This window comes from Bacillus manliponensis (genome assembly GCF_000712595.1).
Lineage (GTDB): Bacteria > Bacillota > Bacilli > Bacillales > Bacillaceae_G > Bacillus_A > Bacillus_A manliponensis.
Map to the genome: position 1 here is coordinate 37,028 of NZ_JOTN01000024.1, position 14,608 is coordinate 51,635.

A 14,608-nucleotide genomic window follows, 5' to 3' on the forward strand; every position below is an offset into this window, starting at 1 on the left:
TGATGGAAGAAGTATTACACATAAAAAACGTAACGAAAGTGTATGAAGGAAAAGTTCCACATACCGCTTTAAAAAATATTAATTTACACATTGATAAAGGAGAATTCGTTGCGATTATGGGACCGTCCGGAAGCGGAAAGTCCACTTTATTAAATGTCATTTCAACAATCGATAGCCCAACGGCAGGTGAAGTGTTTATTAATGGGAAACAACCACATACATTTCGCAGTGAAAAACTTGCCATATTTCGTCGACAAAAATTAGGTTTTGTCTTTCAAAGCTTTAACTTATTAGATACGTTAACAATCGGTGAAAACATTGTTTTACCGCTCACATTAGATAACGTACCGCTTTCTGAAATGGATCAAAAGCTTGATACAATCTCAACAAAGCTTGGCATTGATCATATTTTAAACAAACGTATCTTTGAAGTATCTGGTGGACAAGCGCAGCGCACTGCAGTCGCACGTGCTGTTATTCATAATCCAGCGCTTATTTTAGCTGATGAGCCAACAGGAAATTTAGATTCAAAAGCAGCAACAGATGTAATGGAGCTCTTTACAAAGCTAAACAAAGAAGAGGAGTCGACCATTTTAATGGTAACGCACGATCCATTCGCTGCAAGCTACTGTAGCCGCGTCATTTTTATTAAAGATGGCGAGCTCTACAACGAACTACACCGCGGTCAATTCCGTGAAAAGTTTTATCAAGAAATATTGGATGTACTCGCACTTCTTGGCGGGAGACGAACATAAAATAGCCTTGTGCTCTATGCACAAGGCTATTTTCAATAGTTTTTACAACTAGCAGCAATATCCTCCGTAGCCTCCGTGACCGCCATAACCACAGTAGCCACCGCCACCGCCAAAGCAGCTAGCACCGATGATGATTAATAAAATAAACAATACGATAAGAAGCGCGAAGCCACCGCCGCAACCGTGACCTCCTCTATGATGCTTGTCGAAACTTTCACCCATTGTTCTTTTCCTCCTTTTCAAAATCCATATTATTAAGGGGATCCTATCATGTTCTAAATGAGCGGATTCAATTTATAGTATGTTTTCTAGGAGGATAGGAAGCTTGTTTTTCTGAAAAACAGGCTTGTACAAAAGGGCGTTATTTTTTTTTCACGATATATTGCTTCGTAATTTGTTTTAGCCGTTCTCTATTTATCGCATGTCCTAAGCCAATCTCGTTTGGCACAATTACTTTCCCATTTTGAAGCATTACTTCCGGTACAATAATATCTTGCTGCCAGTGACGATTTGATGCCGAAATATCACCTGGTATTGTGAAATTTTGAAGCGATGCAAGTGCCACGTTTTGTACACGTGAAATTCCCATCTCTACCATGCCACCGCACCAAACAGGAATATGATGCTCTGCGCAGTAATCGTGAATACGAATCGCTTCTGTTAAGCCACCAACACGCCCTGGTTTTATATTTACAATCTTGCAGCTCCCAAGCGTAATCGCTACCTTTGCATCTTGCAGTGAATGTATACTTTCATCTAAACAAATTGGCGTTTGTATTTGTTTTTGCAAAAATGCATGATCAAGAAAATCATCATCTGCAAGGGGCTGTTCAATCATCATTAACTGAAATTCATCTAATCGTTTCAGTTTAGCTATGTCCGCTAATGTATAAGCAGAATTGGCATCGGCCATTAACGGAAGATGCGGAAATTCCTTACGGATGTCACGTAATAATTCATAATCATTTTCCGGCTTAATTTTCACCTTAAAGCGTTGATAGCCTTCTTCTACATATGCTTCAATTCGATTTAACATATTTGTTGTTGTATCCAGTCCAATGACGACACCAACTTCAATCTCTTCCTGCGTACCACCAAGCACAGCAGCGAGTGGTTTCTGCTCTCTTTGAGCATATAAGTCCCATACCGCACCTTCCACCCCTGCTTTTGCCATCCGATTACGTTTTATATGCGAAAAGATATGAGTCAAATCGGATGGATGCTGAATCTCATGCTGAAATAAAGCTGGCAATAAAAAGTCCTCTAACATATGAAGTGCTGTTTTTACCGTTTCTTCCGTATACCACGGTTCAGAAAACGCAACGACTTCGCCAAACCCAATGTGGCCATCTTCATCCTCTAATTCAACAACGACACTTTCTCTTTTCGTATATGTCCCATAACTTGCTGCAAATGGCGAAAGAAGTGGCATCTCTGTTATATGGAGCGCCGCTTTTACAATTTGCATTTACATCTCCTCCACTAACTGACGCAGCTCTCTTCGTAACAACTTTTTCGAGGCAGTGCGCGGCAATTCATTTAAAAAGTAAACAGCTTTTGGCACTTTATAACGTGCAAGCTTTTCCTCACAAAACTTGATGATGTCCTCTTCTGTTACATCGCTATTCTTCACAACAAACGCAATTGGTACTTCTCCCCACACTTCATCTTTTTTTCCTACTACACCAGCTTCAGCAATACTTTCATGTGCCAACAGCACTTCTTCAATTTGTGCTGGATAAATGTTTTCTCCGCCTGAAATAATTAAATCACTGCGGCGGTCTAACACATATAAGAACCCTTCTTCATCTTTATAGCCAATATCTCCTGTATGAAGCCAGCCATCCTGAATTGCGTCACGTGTCGCATCCTCTCGGTTTAAATATCCATTCGTAATATTTGGCCCTTTTGCAACGATTTCCCCTTCTGCATAAGGTGGTAGTTCTTCTCCATCTTTCATAATTTTAAGCTGACAAGAAAAAAGAGGCTTTCCGGCAGAACCAACCTTTGAAAGCATATAATCAGACGACAGCGTACAAATTTGCGAAGCTGTTTCCGTCATACCATACGTTTGATACACAGGAATCTCTTTTGCGACACATGTTTCAAGAAGTGGAAGTGGAGCTGGTCCGCCCCCTAGCAAAACACATCGTAGTGACTTCGGATACATATCATTTTTCAGCCGCTCCAGTAAATCCATCAACATTTTCGAAACAACTGAGATAATTGTTACCCCTTTCGTTTGCAGCGCTTCATGAATAAAATCAGGATCATATTTCGGAACAAATAGAATACGCATTCCATAAATAACATTTTTTATAAGAAGCGATAAACCACCAACATGAAATAATGGTAAACAAGAAAGCCAACAATCGTCTTCACGTACACCTAAATTTAGAGCGGAACCAACTGCACTCGCCCAGTGATTTCCGTATGTTAACAGCACACCTTTTGGATTACCTGTTGTTCCTGACGTATATAACACTGTCATTACATCATGTGAGGGAAAGTCATTTTGAATGGAAACGGAATTCTTCGGTCCCTTTTTCACCTCATCTAATGTATGAACCAGCACACGTTCTGTTTGGAAAGATTGATCTGTAATACAGCAAATAACTTCAGCATCTTCCATTTGCCAAAGTAACTCTTCTCCTGAAAGACGTGTATTTAATAGGACAGCTACCGCACCTACATACGATAAGGCATGGATAACCGTCACCATCTCTATACTATTTTTCATTAGAACAGCTACCTTGGTGCCTTTTGTTATTTGTAAATGTGATAAGTGCTCAGTAAGTGCTACAACCTCCTCATGAAGCTCTCTAAACGTTATGCTCGTTTCTTTCGTTTCAATTGCAATACGCTCTGGTGTTAAAAATGCGCGCTGCATGAGCCAGTTTGGCATCGTCTCCATCTTTATTTCCTCCTTTCAATTAGAAGAAAGAGACTTGACGGAATCTCATCAAGTCTCTTAATTGTTGTGATTTTTTCATACTAAGTAGAACGAGTCGGCTCCGCTTTTACTCTATCCAGCTCCAGCGGCTAGAATGTTCGGTGGCTTCGCTTCTTCCGTCGAGGCAAAAAGCGCCTCTTTGTCAGAAGCTCCATCCCCTCTCACATTCTGAGCGAGCCGCTTCCGCTTTTATTCTATCCAGTTCCGATGGCAAGCTCTTCGCGTCTAAGAACCTTCCGCACGAAAAGTAAAGAACACTTTTTGTGCGAAAGAACCTTAGTCGGTCAGAGTTGAACGTGCCATCTCCACTTTTATCACGGGAATCTTGGGAATTGTCCAAAGTCCGGACGACGTTTTTCTTTGAATGCGTCGCGACCTTCTTTTGCTTCATCAGTTGTATAGTAAAGAAGCGTTGCGTCACCAGCAAGTTGCTGAATACCAGCAAGTCCATCTGTATCTGCGTTGAAGGCTGCTTTTAGGAAACGAAGTGCCATTGGGCTGTTTGCTAACATTTCCTCTGCCCATTGTACTGTTTCTGCTTCAAGCTGCTCTAACGGTACAACTGTATTTACTAAGCCCATATCAAGCGCTTCTTGTGCGTTGTATTGACGGCATAGGTACCAAATTTCACGAGCTTTCTTATGGCCTACTAGACGTGCTAAATAACCAGCACCGTATCCACCGTCGAAGCTTCCTACTTTTGGACCTGTTTGTCCAAATACAGCGTTGTCCGCTGCGATTGTAATGTCACATACGATGTGCAGTACGTGACCACCGCCAATTGCATAACCTGCAACCATCGCGATAACTGGTTTTGGAATCGCGCGAATTAAACGTTGTAAGTCTAATACGTTTAGACGTGGGATTTGATCGTCACCTACGTATCCACCATGACCGCGAACTTTTTGGTCGCCACCAGAACAGAATGCACGTCCACCTTCACCTGTTAAAATGATAACACCAACATTTTGATCGTCACGAGCCATTGCAAAAGCGTCGATTAACTCCATTACCGTTTTTGGACGGAATGCGTTATGTACTTCAGGGCGGTTAATCGAAATCTTTGCGATACCATTGTATGTAGAGTAAATAATATCTTCATAATTGCCTTCTTTTACCCATTCAATAGCCATTTGTATGACCTCCTTTGTAAGTTACGCAAATTGCGTTAAATATTTTGAAGAAATCCCCTTACTATTGTATCAAACTTTTCCGGTTGTTCCACATGAATTGCATGCCCAGCACCATCAATTTTTACAAATTTCGCATTTTGGAACTCATTTTCCATCTTTTTTAAGATGTGAAAGAACTTTTCATCCCATTCACCGTTTAGTAATAAAACAGGCATTGTGAGCTTTTTTAATTCTTCCCACCAAGATGGCTGTGCCCCCGTCCCCATACCTCTTAAGCTATTTGCAAGCCCAAGCGATTTGTTACGAAGACGCTCCTCTCGAATGCGTTTTTGCTGTTTTTCTGGTAGTCGCTTTTGTGAAGAAAAAAGCGGAATGTTCTCCCACTTCTCTACAAATGACTGAATGCCATGTTCTTCGATTTTACGAGCAAGTTCTTCATCTTTTTCACGGCGCTCTTTTCTTTCATCTTCCGATTGTAACCCTGCAGTGCAATTTTCAAGAATGAGCGCTGTGATGCGGTTAGGGTGTATACAAGCCATCGTTAACGCTAATCGCCCTCCCATTGAATAACCGAGCACGTGTGCCTTTTCAATTTGTAAATGGTCAAGCAGCGCGATAATGTGCGAGGCAGCCGTTTTGATATCATAATGCCTCATATCTTCTGGACTTTCTGTTTTCCCATGTCCAATAATATCAACTGTAATCACTTGAAAGGATTTACTCCATGGCGATACAAACGGTCGCCAAGTTTCTATACTCCCTGTAAAACCATGAAGGAGAAGAAGCGGTTCTCCGCTCCCATTCACTTCATATTCATACGCTACATCTTTTAACGTAACTTTCATTTTTCCTCACCCGTAACAAAATCCGTTACAATATTTGAGGTACGTTTCCAAAGCTCTCGATGCATTTGTAGGTTTTCATCACGGTTCGTACAAATTTCTACTACGTGTAATCCATCTGAACTGACACCAGTTTTTACTGCGGAGCGGAACTCGTCCCACCCACTCACACGTGTAAATACGCCGCCATACATCATAACAATATGCTCATAATTAAGTCCAAGCGGCGTTCCAAATAACGATTCAAAGTGCTCCTTCTCGTTGTACTGCGGCAAGAATGAGAAGATGCCGCCTCCATCGTTATTCACAACGACAATCGTCACATTTAACTTTTGTAACTTCGCTGCTAATAATCCATTTAGATCATGGTAGAACGATAAGTCACCAACAACTAAAACGAGCGGTTCGCGCACAGTACTTGCTCCAAGGGCTGTTGAAACGATACCATCAATCCCGTTCACGCCGCGGTTTGCCATCACTTCTATCTCTTTATCTGTTGTGAAGAAAAATGTGTCCGTATCCCGAATTGGCATACTATTACTCACAAATAAAGTCGCTTTTTCCGGTAAAACATTCACAATATCAGTAATCACTTTCCCTTCAAATGCCGTATCATATTGTTCTACTTCACGAAGTGCTTTTTTCGTTTTTTCATTTATACACTGCCACATGTGAAGCCACTTCTTATCATCTCGCTTTGCTACAGCTTCTGTAAGTTGTTCACAAAACGTAACATCGTGTGCGTATACAACTTCATTCGCCATCAAAATCGAGTCGCGCCATTTTCCTGACTCGTCTACAACAATGTGAAGTGCGTTCTCTTGTTTCTTTATGTACTGCGTTAACGCTTTTGAAACAGGCATACCACCAAATCGAATGATAACGTCTGGCTTCCATGCTTCTTTTACAACATCATTTCGTAAAAATGTGTCATAGCAATCGATAACCGTATTTTTATTATGTTTTCCGCTTCGAATACCCGATAGTGGATCAGCAAGAATTGGATACCCTACAGTTTCCGCAAATGTCGTAACAGCTTCTGCAAGCTGCCCATCGCTATCATCTCCACACACAATAAGCCCCTTTTCCATTTGTGAAAGGCGCTTTGCAAGAGAAGCTACATATTCACTCGCGATTCCACTATTGCCGTAATAAGCAGCTTTTCCGTACTCCAATCTCCCCTTCTCCCACAAGTCTTCTAATGAAAGATTTGGGATTAATGGTTCACGAATTGGGAAGTTAAGGTGAACTGGCCCTTTTGGCGTTTGCATCGCCGCTGCTGCTGCGCGTCCTGCTGTCATACGAGCATAAGCATACATTGAGTCCGCCGCTTCAGGAAGTGCCATTTCAATAAATTCTTTTACGAAAGAACCATATAAATGAAGCTGGTTCATCGCCTGTGGTGCTCCGACATCTCTTAATTCATGCGGACGATCCGCTGTTAATACAACAAGTGGCATACGCGAGTGAAATGCTTCACAAATAGCTGGATAATAATTAGCCGCTGCTGTTCCTGATGTGCATAGCAGTGCAACTGGACGTTTCTTCGCCTTCGCAATACCAAGCGCAAAAAAGGCGGCCGAGCGTTCATCCACTTGTAAATAAGTTTGTATTGCATTATGATGTGCCATTAATAGTGCAAGCGGCGTGGAACGCGAGCCTGGACTAATGACAACATCACATATATTTAGACGCGCTAGTTCATCAACAAACGCGCCTAAATAATAGGATAATCCTTCTATGTGATGATTCATTTCGTTAATTCCTCCAAAGCACTTAACATCGGTTTAAACTTTAAGCTTGTTTCTTCATATTCTAGCTGCGGAACGGAATCAATCACAATACCGCACCCTGAAAATAATGATGCTTTTTCTCCTCTTAGTAATCCACAGCGAAGTGCAACTGCAAATTCTCCGTTTCCTTCTTCATCAATCCAACCAATTGGTGCGCCATATAGACCTCGGTCTAATCTCTCTACATCACGAATGAGTTCCATCGCTTTGTGACGAGGGGTTCCTCCAAGTGCTGGCGTTGGATGAAGCTTTTCAACAATTGTAAGAAGTGATGCATCTCCAGTTGCTTCAACAGGTGTATATAAATGTAGTAAATGTTTTGTTGTTAATAAGCCTGGCATATACGGAATATTCACAGACTCGCAGTATTCTGTTAATACATCACGAATCATACTTACAACATATCCATGCTCGGCTAAATTTTTTTCATCGTGAAGAAGAGCATCGCCGTTTTGTTTTTTTTCTTCTATAGAAGAACCATGTGCAATTGAACCGGCTAAACACATCGACGTAAACGTTTCTCCTTCTTTTCGAATAAGACGCTCCGGCGTTGCACCTAAGAAACAAGAACTTTTATAGTCAAAAGCGAACAAATAACAATCTGGCTGTGCAATGCGAAGTGCTTCTAATACGCGAGCAGAATCAATTTTATCATCTGCTTGTAGCTGGAGCTCCCTTGCAAGTACAACCTTTTGTACGTTACCATTCTTCATTTCATCCTGTACCGTTCCTATGGAATCAATCCAACCAGCTGGATCAATTTCTTCTTTTGAAATGATATCCATTTGTTTTCCTTTTAACGCTTGTTGACTCTCCGCTAACAATTTTTGTTCAAGAGAAGAAATCTCTTCATATATGTCTTCCGCACAATCATCACGTGACACAAATGTATTTATTGTAAGCCACACTTTTTCTCGTTTTACTGTCAACACAAAGGCTGGCAATGTCATCGTTGTATCGTGAAATTCTTTCCATAACGTCGTCTTTTCTTTTTCCGGGTCGAACGAAAATCCCCCAAACAGTAATGGCCCTGTCCCAAATTCATATTGTTCCCTATGAATGACTGCGCTCTTCCTTACTGTTTCCCATGCTTCTTTAGTAACTTGAAAGCGCTTTTCACAATCGCTAGCTATATGAAAAATAGAACCAACTCCAGCGAAAATTACATGCTGATTTGGATCTGCAAAATAACATCTATTTTCATATCCAACCTGCTTTCCAGCTGCATAGAAAAGAAGTGGGTCAACCCAGTCAATTTCTTTTATAAAACTCACTAACGTTTCTTTATCTATTGTATTTTCAATTGCTGTACGAATTATTTCTTGTAAACCTTTTTGTTTCGTTTGAATCACACAGTCTCCCCCCTATGGGCGAAAAATAGTCATAAATACGCTTGATTTTAAGATACACCCCAAAGGAAACCTATGTCAATGTTTAGCAGTTGCAATGCTTGCGTTTAACAATTGTTTTTATTCATACAATATTTAACTACTCACGTACATAACTTCAAATCCTTACAGTCCGTTCACAAAGGAGAAGTTTCCCTTCTATTCCTCTAAAATAAACATTGACACTATATGAGGCTTTTCCTACACTTAATTGTGTATATTATGTGACAGGAGGATTCTATATGGAAATGAACGTAAATACGAAATCCTCGCATGTGCCGCCAAAACCAAGTAAACAAACAGGTTGGCGCATTTGGTGGAACTTGTTACGTCCTCACACATTAACAGCTGCATTCGTTCCTGTCTTTATCGGGACAGCTTACGCAATGCAAACAGAGGGCATTAGCAACATAGATTTTCCTCTTTTCTTTATCATGCTTCTTGCTTGTCTTCTCATTCAAGCAGCAACGAACATGTTTAATGAATACTTTGATTATAAAAGAGGCTTAGATCATGAAGGTTCAGTTGGAATCGGCGGTGCAATTGTACGCGACGGTATTCAACCAAAAACAGTATTACAATTAGCATTTGGATTTTTTGGTATTGCCGCGCTGCTTGGCGTCTACATTTGTATGAATTCAAGTTGGTGGCTTGCAGCAGTTGGCCTCGTTTGCATGGCCGTTGCGTACCTTTATACAGGTGGACCAATTCCAATTGCATACACACCATTTGGTGAACTAACGGCCGGCTTATTTATGGGCGTTATTATTATCGGAATTTCATTCTTTATTCAAACGGGTATTGTAACAGAAGAAGTTGTGCTTTTATCTATTCCAAACTCTATTTTAATCGGGGCAATCCTACTTGCGAATAACATTCGTGACTTAGATGGTGACAAGGAAAACGGACGTAAAACACTTGCAATTTTAGTTGGGCGTAAAAATGCCATTTTCGTTCTTGCAGCAATGTTTGCAGCAGCATTTGCTTGGTCCGTTGCACTAATTATCGCCGGCATCGCACCAGCTTGGATGCTAATTGTATTTCTAAGCGCACCAAAAGCAATTCAAGCAACAAAAGGCTTTGTTGGTAAAAGCTTGCCAATCGAAATGGCACCAGCAATGATTGCTACAGCAAAAACAAACACAATCTTTGGGTTCTTAATGGGGATTGGATTATTACTTGGGTATTTCATCTAAAGAAAATCCCAAGTATATACAAAATAAGGTAAGGGGTTGTCTATGCGACAACCCCTTACCTTGTTTATCCCGCTATTTGCGGGCTGTAAGACCCCCACCTCAAAACTTAGAGGATTCAGAGAGGTTTTGGTGGGAGATGAAGCCCTCACTAAGTGAAGTTTCACTTTATTGAAAAGACTTTGCAGTTGCAATCAAATCTGCTTTACTTATTTTGTTATCTGCATCTATAGAAAAATCTTTCAATTCATAATGAATACCATCATCTTCCCATTCCAACAGGACAAACTCAGACCCACTTGTAATATAATTACCTTGTTTATTTCCAATCTCAACTTTTTCTTGCTTCAGCTCATCAGCATAAGAATATTCTACATCTCCTTTGACAATATGAAGTCTTATTTGTTCACCATTCTCTCCTGTAACAAAAGTCTCTATCGTATTTGGTTGTATATCTACTGACTTATCTTCTACCTCTTTAACCTTAAAAGGAAGCTGAGTTGGTAATTTTGCTTTATAGCTTACCTCTTTTACCTCTTCTACCAACTTTTCTCTATCAACTTGATGAAGGCTTTCCTCACTCTGCGTAAAACCAAAAAGAAAGAACGGTACTGTAAGCAACATAACAGACGACTTTTTCATAAAATCCCTCCTTAACATGTAAATATTTTACATAAATTATATATATACCTTCTTTTTAAAATCACAAATTGTAGAAAGTACCATTTTTTTGTAGATAATATTCAAAGTTAGCTAATTCTAATTGTAAATCCGCTATTCATAATTCCTGGCTATCCCGTTCATACTACTAAAAGAAACCGAATTGTAGGAAGGTGGATTTTATGTTAACTCCACAACAAGTGAGTCATTTTCAATCTATATTACTGCAGCAAAAAGAAGAAATTAAACAAACAATCACAACGCATGAAAGTGCAGATCGCGCTTCTGAGCGTGATTCTGTTGGGGAGTTATCCGCTTACGATAATCACCCTGGTGATATGGCAACTGAACTATACGAGCGCGAAAAAGACTTCGGTCTCATTGAGTTTTGGCATAAGCAGCTAGAAGATGTAAACCATGCCCTAAAAAAAATCGAAATGGGCACATATGGCATTTGTGAAGTATCTGGCGAAAAAATTCCAGTGGAGCGATTAGAAGCGATGCCAACTGCTACAACTTGCATAAAACATGCATCAAATCATTTAAATTTAAATACACGTCCTGTTGAAGAGGAAGTTCTGTCTCCATCTTTTGATAAACAAGATGACAATCACTCTGTCGAATACGACGCAGAAGATTCTTGGCAAGATGTTGCTTCATACGGAACCTCAGAAACACCGTCTGATTTAGAGCAGCGCGACTCAAAATATTACGATGAAATGTATGTAAATAGTGACGAATCCGTTGGATACGTAGAAGACTTCGAAAACTTCATCGGAACAGACATGTATGGGAAAAATCCAAAAGTGTATGCGACAGAAACACATGAACAGTATGAACAAATGCTTGATGAGGCGGAGGAAGACGCTCGCAATGGAGAACTTCCTGATGAGGAATCGAGCTGGGGCGTGTAAAGTGAAACTTCACTCAGCAGGGTTTTCTTCATCCCCACTGAGTGTCAGCCCGACCAATCGGGCTTTTACTGGCTGTTAATGCGGGATAAAATAAAAAGCATTCCGAAATCGGAATGCTTTTTTGGCGTTTTCATTACTTTTTAGTAACGTTAGCTGCTTGAGGTCCGCGATCGCCTTCAGTAACTTCGAAAGAAACTTCTTGACCTTCTTCTAAAGTTTTGAAGCCTTCACCTTGGATAGCAGAGAAGTGAACGAATACGTCGCTGCCGTCTTCTCCTTGGATAAATCCGTATCCTTTTTCACCGTTAAACCATTTTACTTTACCTACTTGCATTTCAAGTACCTCCTAAAAAGAAATCGAACTATTAAACCTACACAGGTCCAGATCAAGTTCATGATTCTTAACACAAGCTAACGCCATGAAGTAAACACGCCTTATTTCCGTACCACATTATGTAGCTCAATAGTGATTTTACTATACCATGCACAAATATTGAGAGTCAAATCTAGAAACTCTCTTATATATGGGCACATGATTCTACATAATTTATGCAGTAAATTCTGAAAATGTTCACATTTTATTAAACATTTATTTCCTGATTTCCTATTTTCTTGTACAATATAGTAGAAAGACAATTTACATATTAATCTTGAGGTGAACATATATGAAAGCGCATGAAATCGAATATAAGCTTTATGGCGATGATATGCAATTTGTTGAAATTGAATTAGATCCACATGAAAGTGTTGTTGCCGAAGCTGGCGCAATGATGATGATGGAAGACAACATTGAAATGGAAACTGTATTTGGCGACGGTGCTGCACAGTCGGGTGGCTTCTTCGGCAAACTTGTTGGAGCTGGAAAGCGTCTTGTAACAGGTGAAAGCTTATTTATGACTGTATTCACAAATACAGGTCGTGAAAAGCGCCACGTATCATTTGCTGCTTCTTATCCTGGTAAAATCATTCCTGTAGATTTAACAGAATATAACGGAAAAGTTATTTGTCAAAAAGACGCATTCCTATGCGCAGCAAAAGGTGTTTCTGTTGGTATTGAATTCACGAAGAAAATGGGTAGCGGCTTCTTCGGAGGCGAAGGGTTCATCATGCAGAAACTTGAAGGTGATGGACTTGCATTCATGCACGCCGGCGGAACAATCTACAAACGTGACTTAAAGCCTGGTGAGCGACTTCGCATCGATACAGGTTGCCTTGTTGCAATGACGAAGGATGTTAACTATGATATCGAATTCGTTGGCAACGTGAAAACAGCTCTATTTGGTGGGGAAGGTCTATTCTTCGCAACACTTGAAGGACCTGGAACTGTATGGGTACAATCCTTAACATTAAGCCGCTTAGCACAGCGCATCGCAAGTACAGAAGGATTAAAATCAGGAGAAGGCAGCGTCTTAGGTGGCATCGGTCGTCTTCTTGATGGTGACGAGTAAACAGAGTAAAAAGGCTTATTTTCACTTTGGTGAGATAGGCCTTTTCTTATTCTCTTAAAAAATATCGACTCCAGAACTGTTGTATACAACAAATTACCTCTCTCACAGAAAGGATGTTAAAATCTTTGTTTTCACTACATATCTTTAAAAAAATTTTACTAATTTTTTGTGCCATTTCAGTCCCATCTAGCTTGTTAGCAGTATGGCTTGGAGCAGATGCGACGTTTCATGAGAAAATTATATTATCTGTCGTATTTTGCTTCATAATGCCATTATCTATTTTTGTCTTTTATAAAATGGTTTCCTTTTTCGTGAAAAGGTCACATTCAAAGAATTTATAAAGTGAAACTTCACTCAGTGGGGATTTCTCCATCCCCCCACTAAGTGTTAGTTGAACCAACCGAGCATTAACGGGCTGTAAGACTCCCACCTAAACTTCTTTACTTCTCTCAAGTTTTGAGGTGGGAGTCTTACAGCCCACAAACAGTAGGACAAACTAATCTAAACATCCTATCGAATAAACCAATCCCTCCTCCTCATACATTGAAGTATCTCTTCATTTATTAAGGAGGATTTTTCATGACTTCTCCGCGATCTTTCTCACAAGAGACGGCGATTTTACTAGCAACTTGCTGCGAGCTAACGTATGAACAATATGAACAGGATGGTATTTTTCAAGTGCCAGAAGGATTTACATGTGTACAAGGATTTGAAGCAAAAGCGGTTGATACAGCGGAGTGGTTTGGCTTTATTTTACAATCAGATGATACAATTATCGTTGCCTTTCGTGGTACAAAGTCTGATTCTGACTGGATTGCTGATGCACTTGTAAATCAAAAACCGTATCCGTTTACGCTAAATAGCGGCAACGTTCATAACGGTTTTCTCTCTATTTATGAATCGTGCCGCGACAATATTATGGATACACTTTCTCAACTCTCTCCTAATAAAACTCTTCTTGTAACTGGTCATAGTTTAGGCGGTGCACTCGCTGTGTTGCATATGTTAGATGCTCGTGTAAATACTAGCTTTTCTCATTATGAACTCTATAACTTCGGTGCCCCTAAAGTTGGCGACCTTGCTTTTCGTAACTACTATAAAATACAAATTGCAAATAGCTTCCGTTTCGTTAATTTATTTGATATCGTGCCACTTCTTCCTCCTCATCGTATACAGTTTGAAGGAGGAGAATGGGAATACTTTCATGTTCATCATAGTATTACTTTCACAAAAAATACAAACTCGATTACGAAAAGTCATCATATTACGACGTATAAAGAATGTTTAAGTTCTCATTTTTAAATAAGACAAAACCTTCCTTTTTACGGTAGAAGAGAGGATCACGCCATGCGTAGTAACGGTCAGTTTCTTTTTCGGCCACATCCGATGTTTGCACAAATAGAGAACGTGAGTGCAAGTCTGCTTTTGCTTGCGTGGCGAATTGTTTTGCTTCCTGACAAGCAAACGAAAGGAACATGATTTACCCATTCTCGCCAAAATAAAGTGAAACTTCACTCAGCCCGACCAAT

At 40.1% G+C, this 14,608-nt stretch carries 15 protein-coding genes; 6 read left to right on the plus strand and 9 right to left on the minus strand.

Features of this window, described 5'->3' with window-relative positions; all coding sequences use genetic code 11:
- The first annotated feature begins 2 nt into the window (after nt 1–2).
- Nucleotides 3–755, plus strand: coding sequence for an ABC transporter ATP-binding protein (locus BAMA_RS20075; protein WP_034642790.1), 753 nt, complete (start codon nt 3–5; stop codon nt 753–755).
- 48 nt (nt 756–803) lie between these two features.
- On the opposite strand, the gene BAMA_RS24220 is transcribed toward BAMA_RS20075, so the two are convergent.
- From BAMA_RS24220 to BAMA_RS20110, 7 genes are all read right to left on the minus strand, one after another.
- Nucleotides 804–977: a YjcZ family sporulation protein gene (locus BAMA_RS24220; RefSeq protein ID WP_084158069.1), complete on the minus strand. Its 174-nt coding sequence runs from the start codon at nt 975–977 to the stop codon at nt 804–806.
- A gap of 139 nt (nt 978–1,116) precedes the next feature.
- The gene (gene menC, locus BAMA_RS20080) at nt 1,117–2,223 is read right to left on the minus strand and encodes an o-succinylbenzoate synthase (RefSeq protein WP_034642795.1); all 1,107 of its coding nucleotides are present in this window, start codon (nt 2,221–2,223) and stop codon (nt 1,117–1,119) included.
- Nucleotides 2,224–3,669, minus strand: coding sequence for an o-succinylbenzoate--CoA ligase (locus BAMA_RS20085; RefSeq protein WP_034642799.1), 1,446 nt, complete (start codon nt 3,667–3,669; stop codon nt 2,224–2,226).
- A 353-nt stretch (nt 3,670–4,022) separates the two neighbouring features.
- Nucleotides 4,023–4,841, minus strand: a complete 819-nt coding sequence (gene menB / locus BAMA_RS20095) for a 1,4-dihydroxy-2-naphthoyl-CoA synthase (RefSeq protein ID WP_034642805.1) — start codon at nt 4,839–4,841, stop codon at nt 4,023–4,025.
- A gap of 35 nt (nt 4,842–4,876) precedes the next feature.
- Nucleotides 4,877–5,686, minus strand: a complete 810-nt coding sequence (gene menH, locus BAMA_RS20100; protein ID WP_034642808.1) for a 2-succinyl-6-hydroxy-2,4-cyclohexadiene-1-carboxylate synthase — start codon at nt 5,684–5,686, stop codon at nt 4,877–4,879.
- The gene (gene menD / locus BAMA_RS20105) at nt 5,683–7,437 is read right to left on the minus strand and encodes a 2-succinyl-5-enolpyruvyl-6-hydroxy-3-cyclohexene-1-carboxylic-acid synthase (protein WP_034642811.1); all 1,755 of its coding nucleotides are present in this window, start codon (nt 7,435–7,437) and stop codon (nt 5,683–5,685) included. Before menD ends, menH begins: the two co-directional genes overlap by 4 nt.
- Entirely contained in the window at nt 7,434–8,828 is a 1,395-nt protein-coding gene (locus BAMA_RS20110) for an isochorismate synthase (RefSeq protein ID WP_034642812.1), read from the minus strand. The genes menD and BAMA_RS20110 overlap by 4 nt, the downstream gene beginning before the upstream one ends.
- Nucleotides 8,829–9,106: 278 nt before the next feature.
- Between BAMA_RS20110 and BAMA_RS20115 the strand changes: the two genes are divergently transcribed.
- Nucleotides 9,107–10,060 carry a 1,4-dihydroxy-2-naphthoate polyprenyltransferase gene (locus tag BAMA_RS20115; protein WP_034642814.1) on the plus strand — a complete coding sequence of 318 codons (954 nt, stop codon included), beginning with the start codon at nt 9,107–9,109 and terminating at the stop codon, nt 10,058–10,060.
- 165 nt (nt 10,061–10,225) lie between these two features.
- Here BAMA_RS20115 and BAMA_RS20120 read toward each other — a convergent pair whose 3' ends face one another.
- On the minus strand, nt 10,226–10,699 hold the full coding sequence (locus BAMA_RS20120) for a DUF4367 domain-containing protein (protein ID WP_034642816.1): 474 nt from the start codon (nt 10,697–10,699) through the stop codon (nt 10,226–10,228).
- Between the two features lie 200 nt (nt 10,700–10,899).
- Here BAMA_RS20120 and BAMA_RS20125 point away from each other — a divergent pair, with 200 nt between their 5' ends.
- Nucleotides 10,900–11,631: a yteA family sporulation protein gene (locus tag BAMA_RS20125; RefSeq protein ID WP_034642819.1), complete on the plus strand. Its 732-nt coding sequence runs from the start codon at nt 10,900–10,902 to the stop codon at nt 11,629–11,631.
- A gap of 133 nt (nt 11,632–11,764) precedes the next feature.
- On the opposite strand, the gene BAMA_RS20130 is transcribed toward BAMA_RS20125, so the two are convergent.
- Nucleotides 11,765–11,965 carry a cold-shock protein gene (locus tag BAMA_RS20130; protein ID WP_034642822.1) on the minus strand — a complete coding sequence of 67 codons (201 nt, stop codon included), beginning with the start codon at nt 11,963–11,965 and terminating at the stop codon, nt 11,765–11,767.
- 331 nt (nt 11,966–12,296) lie between these two features.
- Here BAMA_RS20130 and BAMA_RS20135 point away from each other — a divergent pair, with 331 nt between their 5' ends.
- The 3 genes from BAMA_RS20135 (at nt 12,297) to BAMA_RS25455 (ending at nt 14,558) form a co-directional block, all read left to right on the plus strand.
- Complete coding sequence (locus BAMA_RS20135; RefSeq protein ID WP_034642825.1) at nt 12,297–13,079, plus strand: TIGR00266 family protein; 783 nt, start codon at nt 12,297–12,299, stop codon at nt 13,077–13,079.
- A gap of 579 nt (nt 13,080–13,658) precedes the next feature.
- Nucleotides 13,659–14,381, plus strand: coding sequence for a lipase family protein (locus BAMA_RS20140; RefSeq protein ID WP_034642827.1), 723 nt, complete (start codon nt 13,659–13,661; stop codon nt 14,379–14,381).
- A gap of 45 nt (nt 14,382–14,426) precedes the next feature.
- Nucleotides 14,427–14,558, plus strand: coding sequence for a hypothetical protein (locus BAMA_RS25455; RefSeq protein ID WP_265182756.1), 132 nt, complete (start codon nt 14,427–14,429; stop codon nt 14,556–14,558).
- Nucleotides 14,559–14,608 lie beyond the last annotated feature (50 nt).

Bases quoted from the DNA above. Each gene is read 5' to 3' on its own strand.
- BAMA_RS20075 (WP_034642790.1), top strand. From the start codon at position 3: ATGGAAGAAGTATTACACATAAAAAACGTAACGAAAGTGTATGAAGGA.
- BAMA_RS24220 (WP_084158069.1), bottom strand. From the start codon at position 977: ATGGGTGAAAGTTTCGACAAGCATCATAGAGGAGGTCACGGTTGCGGC.
- menC (WP_034642795.1), bottom strand. From the start codon at position 2,223: ATGCAAATTGTAAAAGCGGCGCTCCATATAACAGAGATGCCACTTCTT.
- BAMA_RS20085 (WP_034642799.1), bottom strand. From the start codon at position 3,669: ATGGAGACGATGCCAAACTGGCTCATGCAGCGCGCATTTTTAACACCA.
- menB (WP_034642805.1), bottom strand. From the start codon at position 4,841: ATGGCTATTGAATGGGTAAAAGAAGGCAATTATGAAGATATTATTTAC.
- menH (WP_034642808.1), bottom strand. From the start codon at position 5,686: ATGAAAGTTACGTTAAAAGATGTAGCGTATGAATATGAAGTGAATGGG.
- menD (WP_034642811.1), bottom strand. From the start codon at position 7,437: ATGAATCATCACATAGAAGGATTATCCTATTATTTAGGCGCGTTTGTT.
- BAMA_RS20115 (WP_034642814.1), top strand. From the start codon at position 9,107: ATGGAAATGAACGTAAATACGAAATCCTCGCATGTGCCGCCAAAACCA.
- BAMA_RS20120 (WP_034642816.1), bottom strand. From the start codon at position 10,699: ATGAAAAAGTCGTCTGTTATGTTGCTTACAGTACCGTTCTTTCTTTTT.
- BAMA_RS20125 (WP_034642819.1), top strand. From the start codon at position 10,900: ATGTTAACTCCACAACAAGTGAGTCATTTTCAATCTATATTACTGCAG.
- BAMA_RS20130 (WP_034642822.1), bottom strand. From the start codon at position 11,965: ATGCAAGTAGGTAAAGTAAAATGGTTTAACGGTGAAAAAGGATACGGA.
- BAMA_RS20135 (WP_034642825.1), top strand. From the start codon at position 12,297: ATGAAAGCGCATGAAATCGAATATAAGCTTTATGGCGATGATATGCAA.
- BAMA_RS20140 (WP_034642827.1), top strand. From the start codon at position 13,659: ATGACTTCTCCGCGATCTTTCTCACAAGAGACGGCGATTTTACTAGCA.
- BAMA_RS25455 (WP_265182756.1), top strand. From the start codon at position 14,427: ATGCGTAGTAACGGTCAGTTTCTTTTTCGGCCACATCCGATGTTTGCA.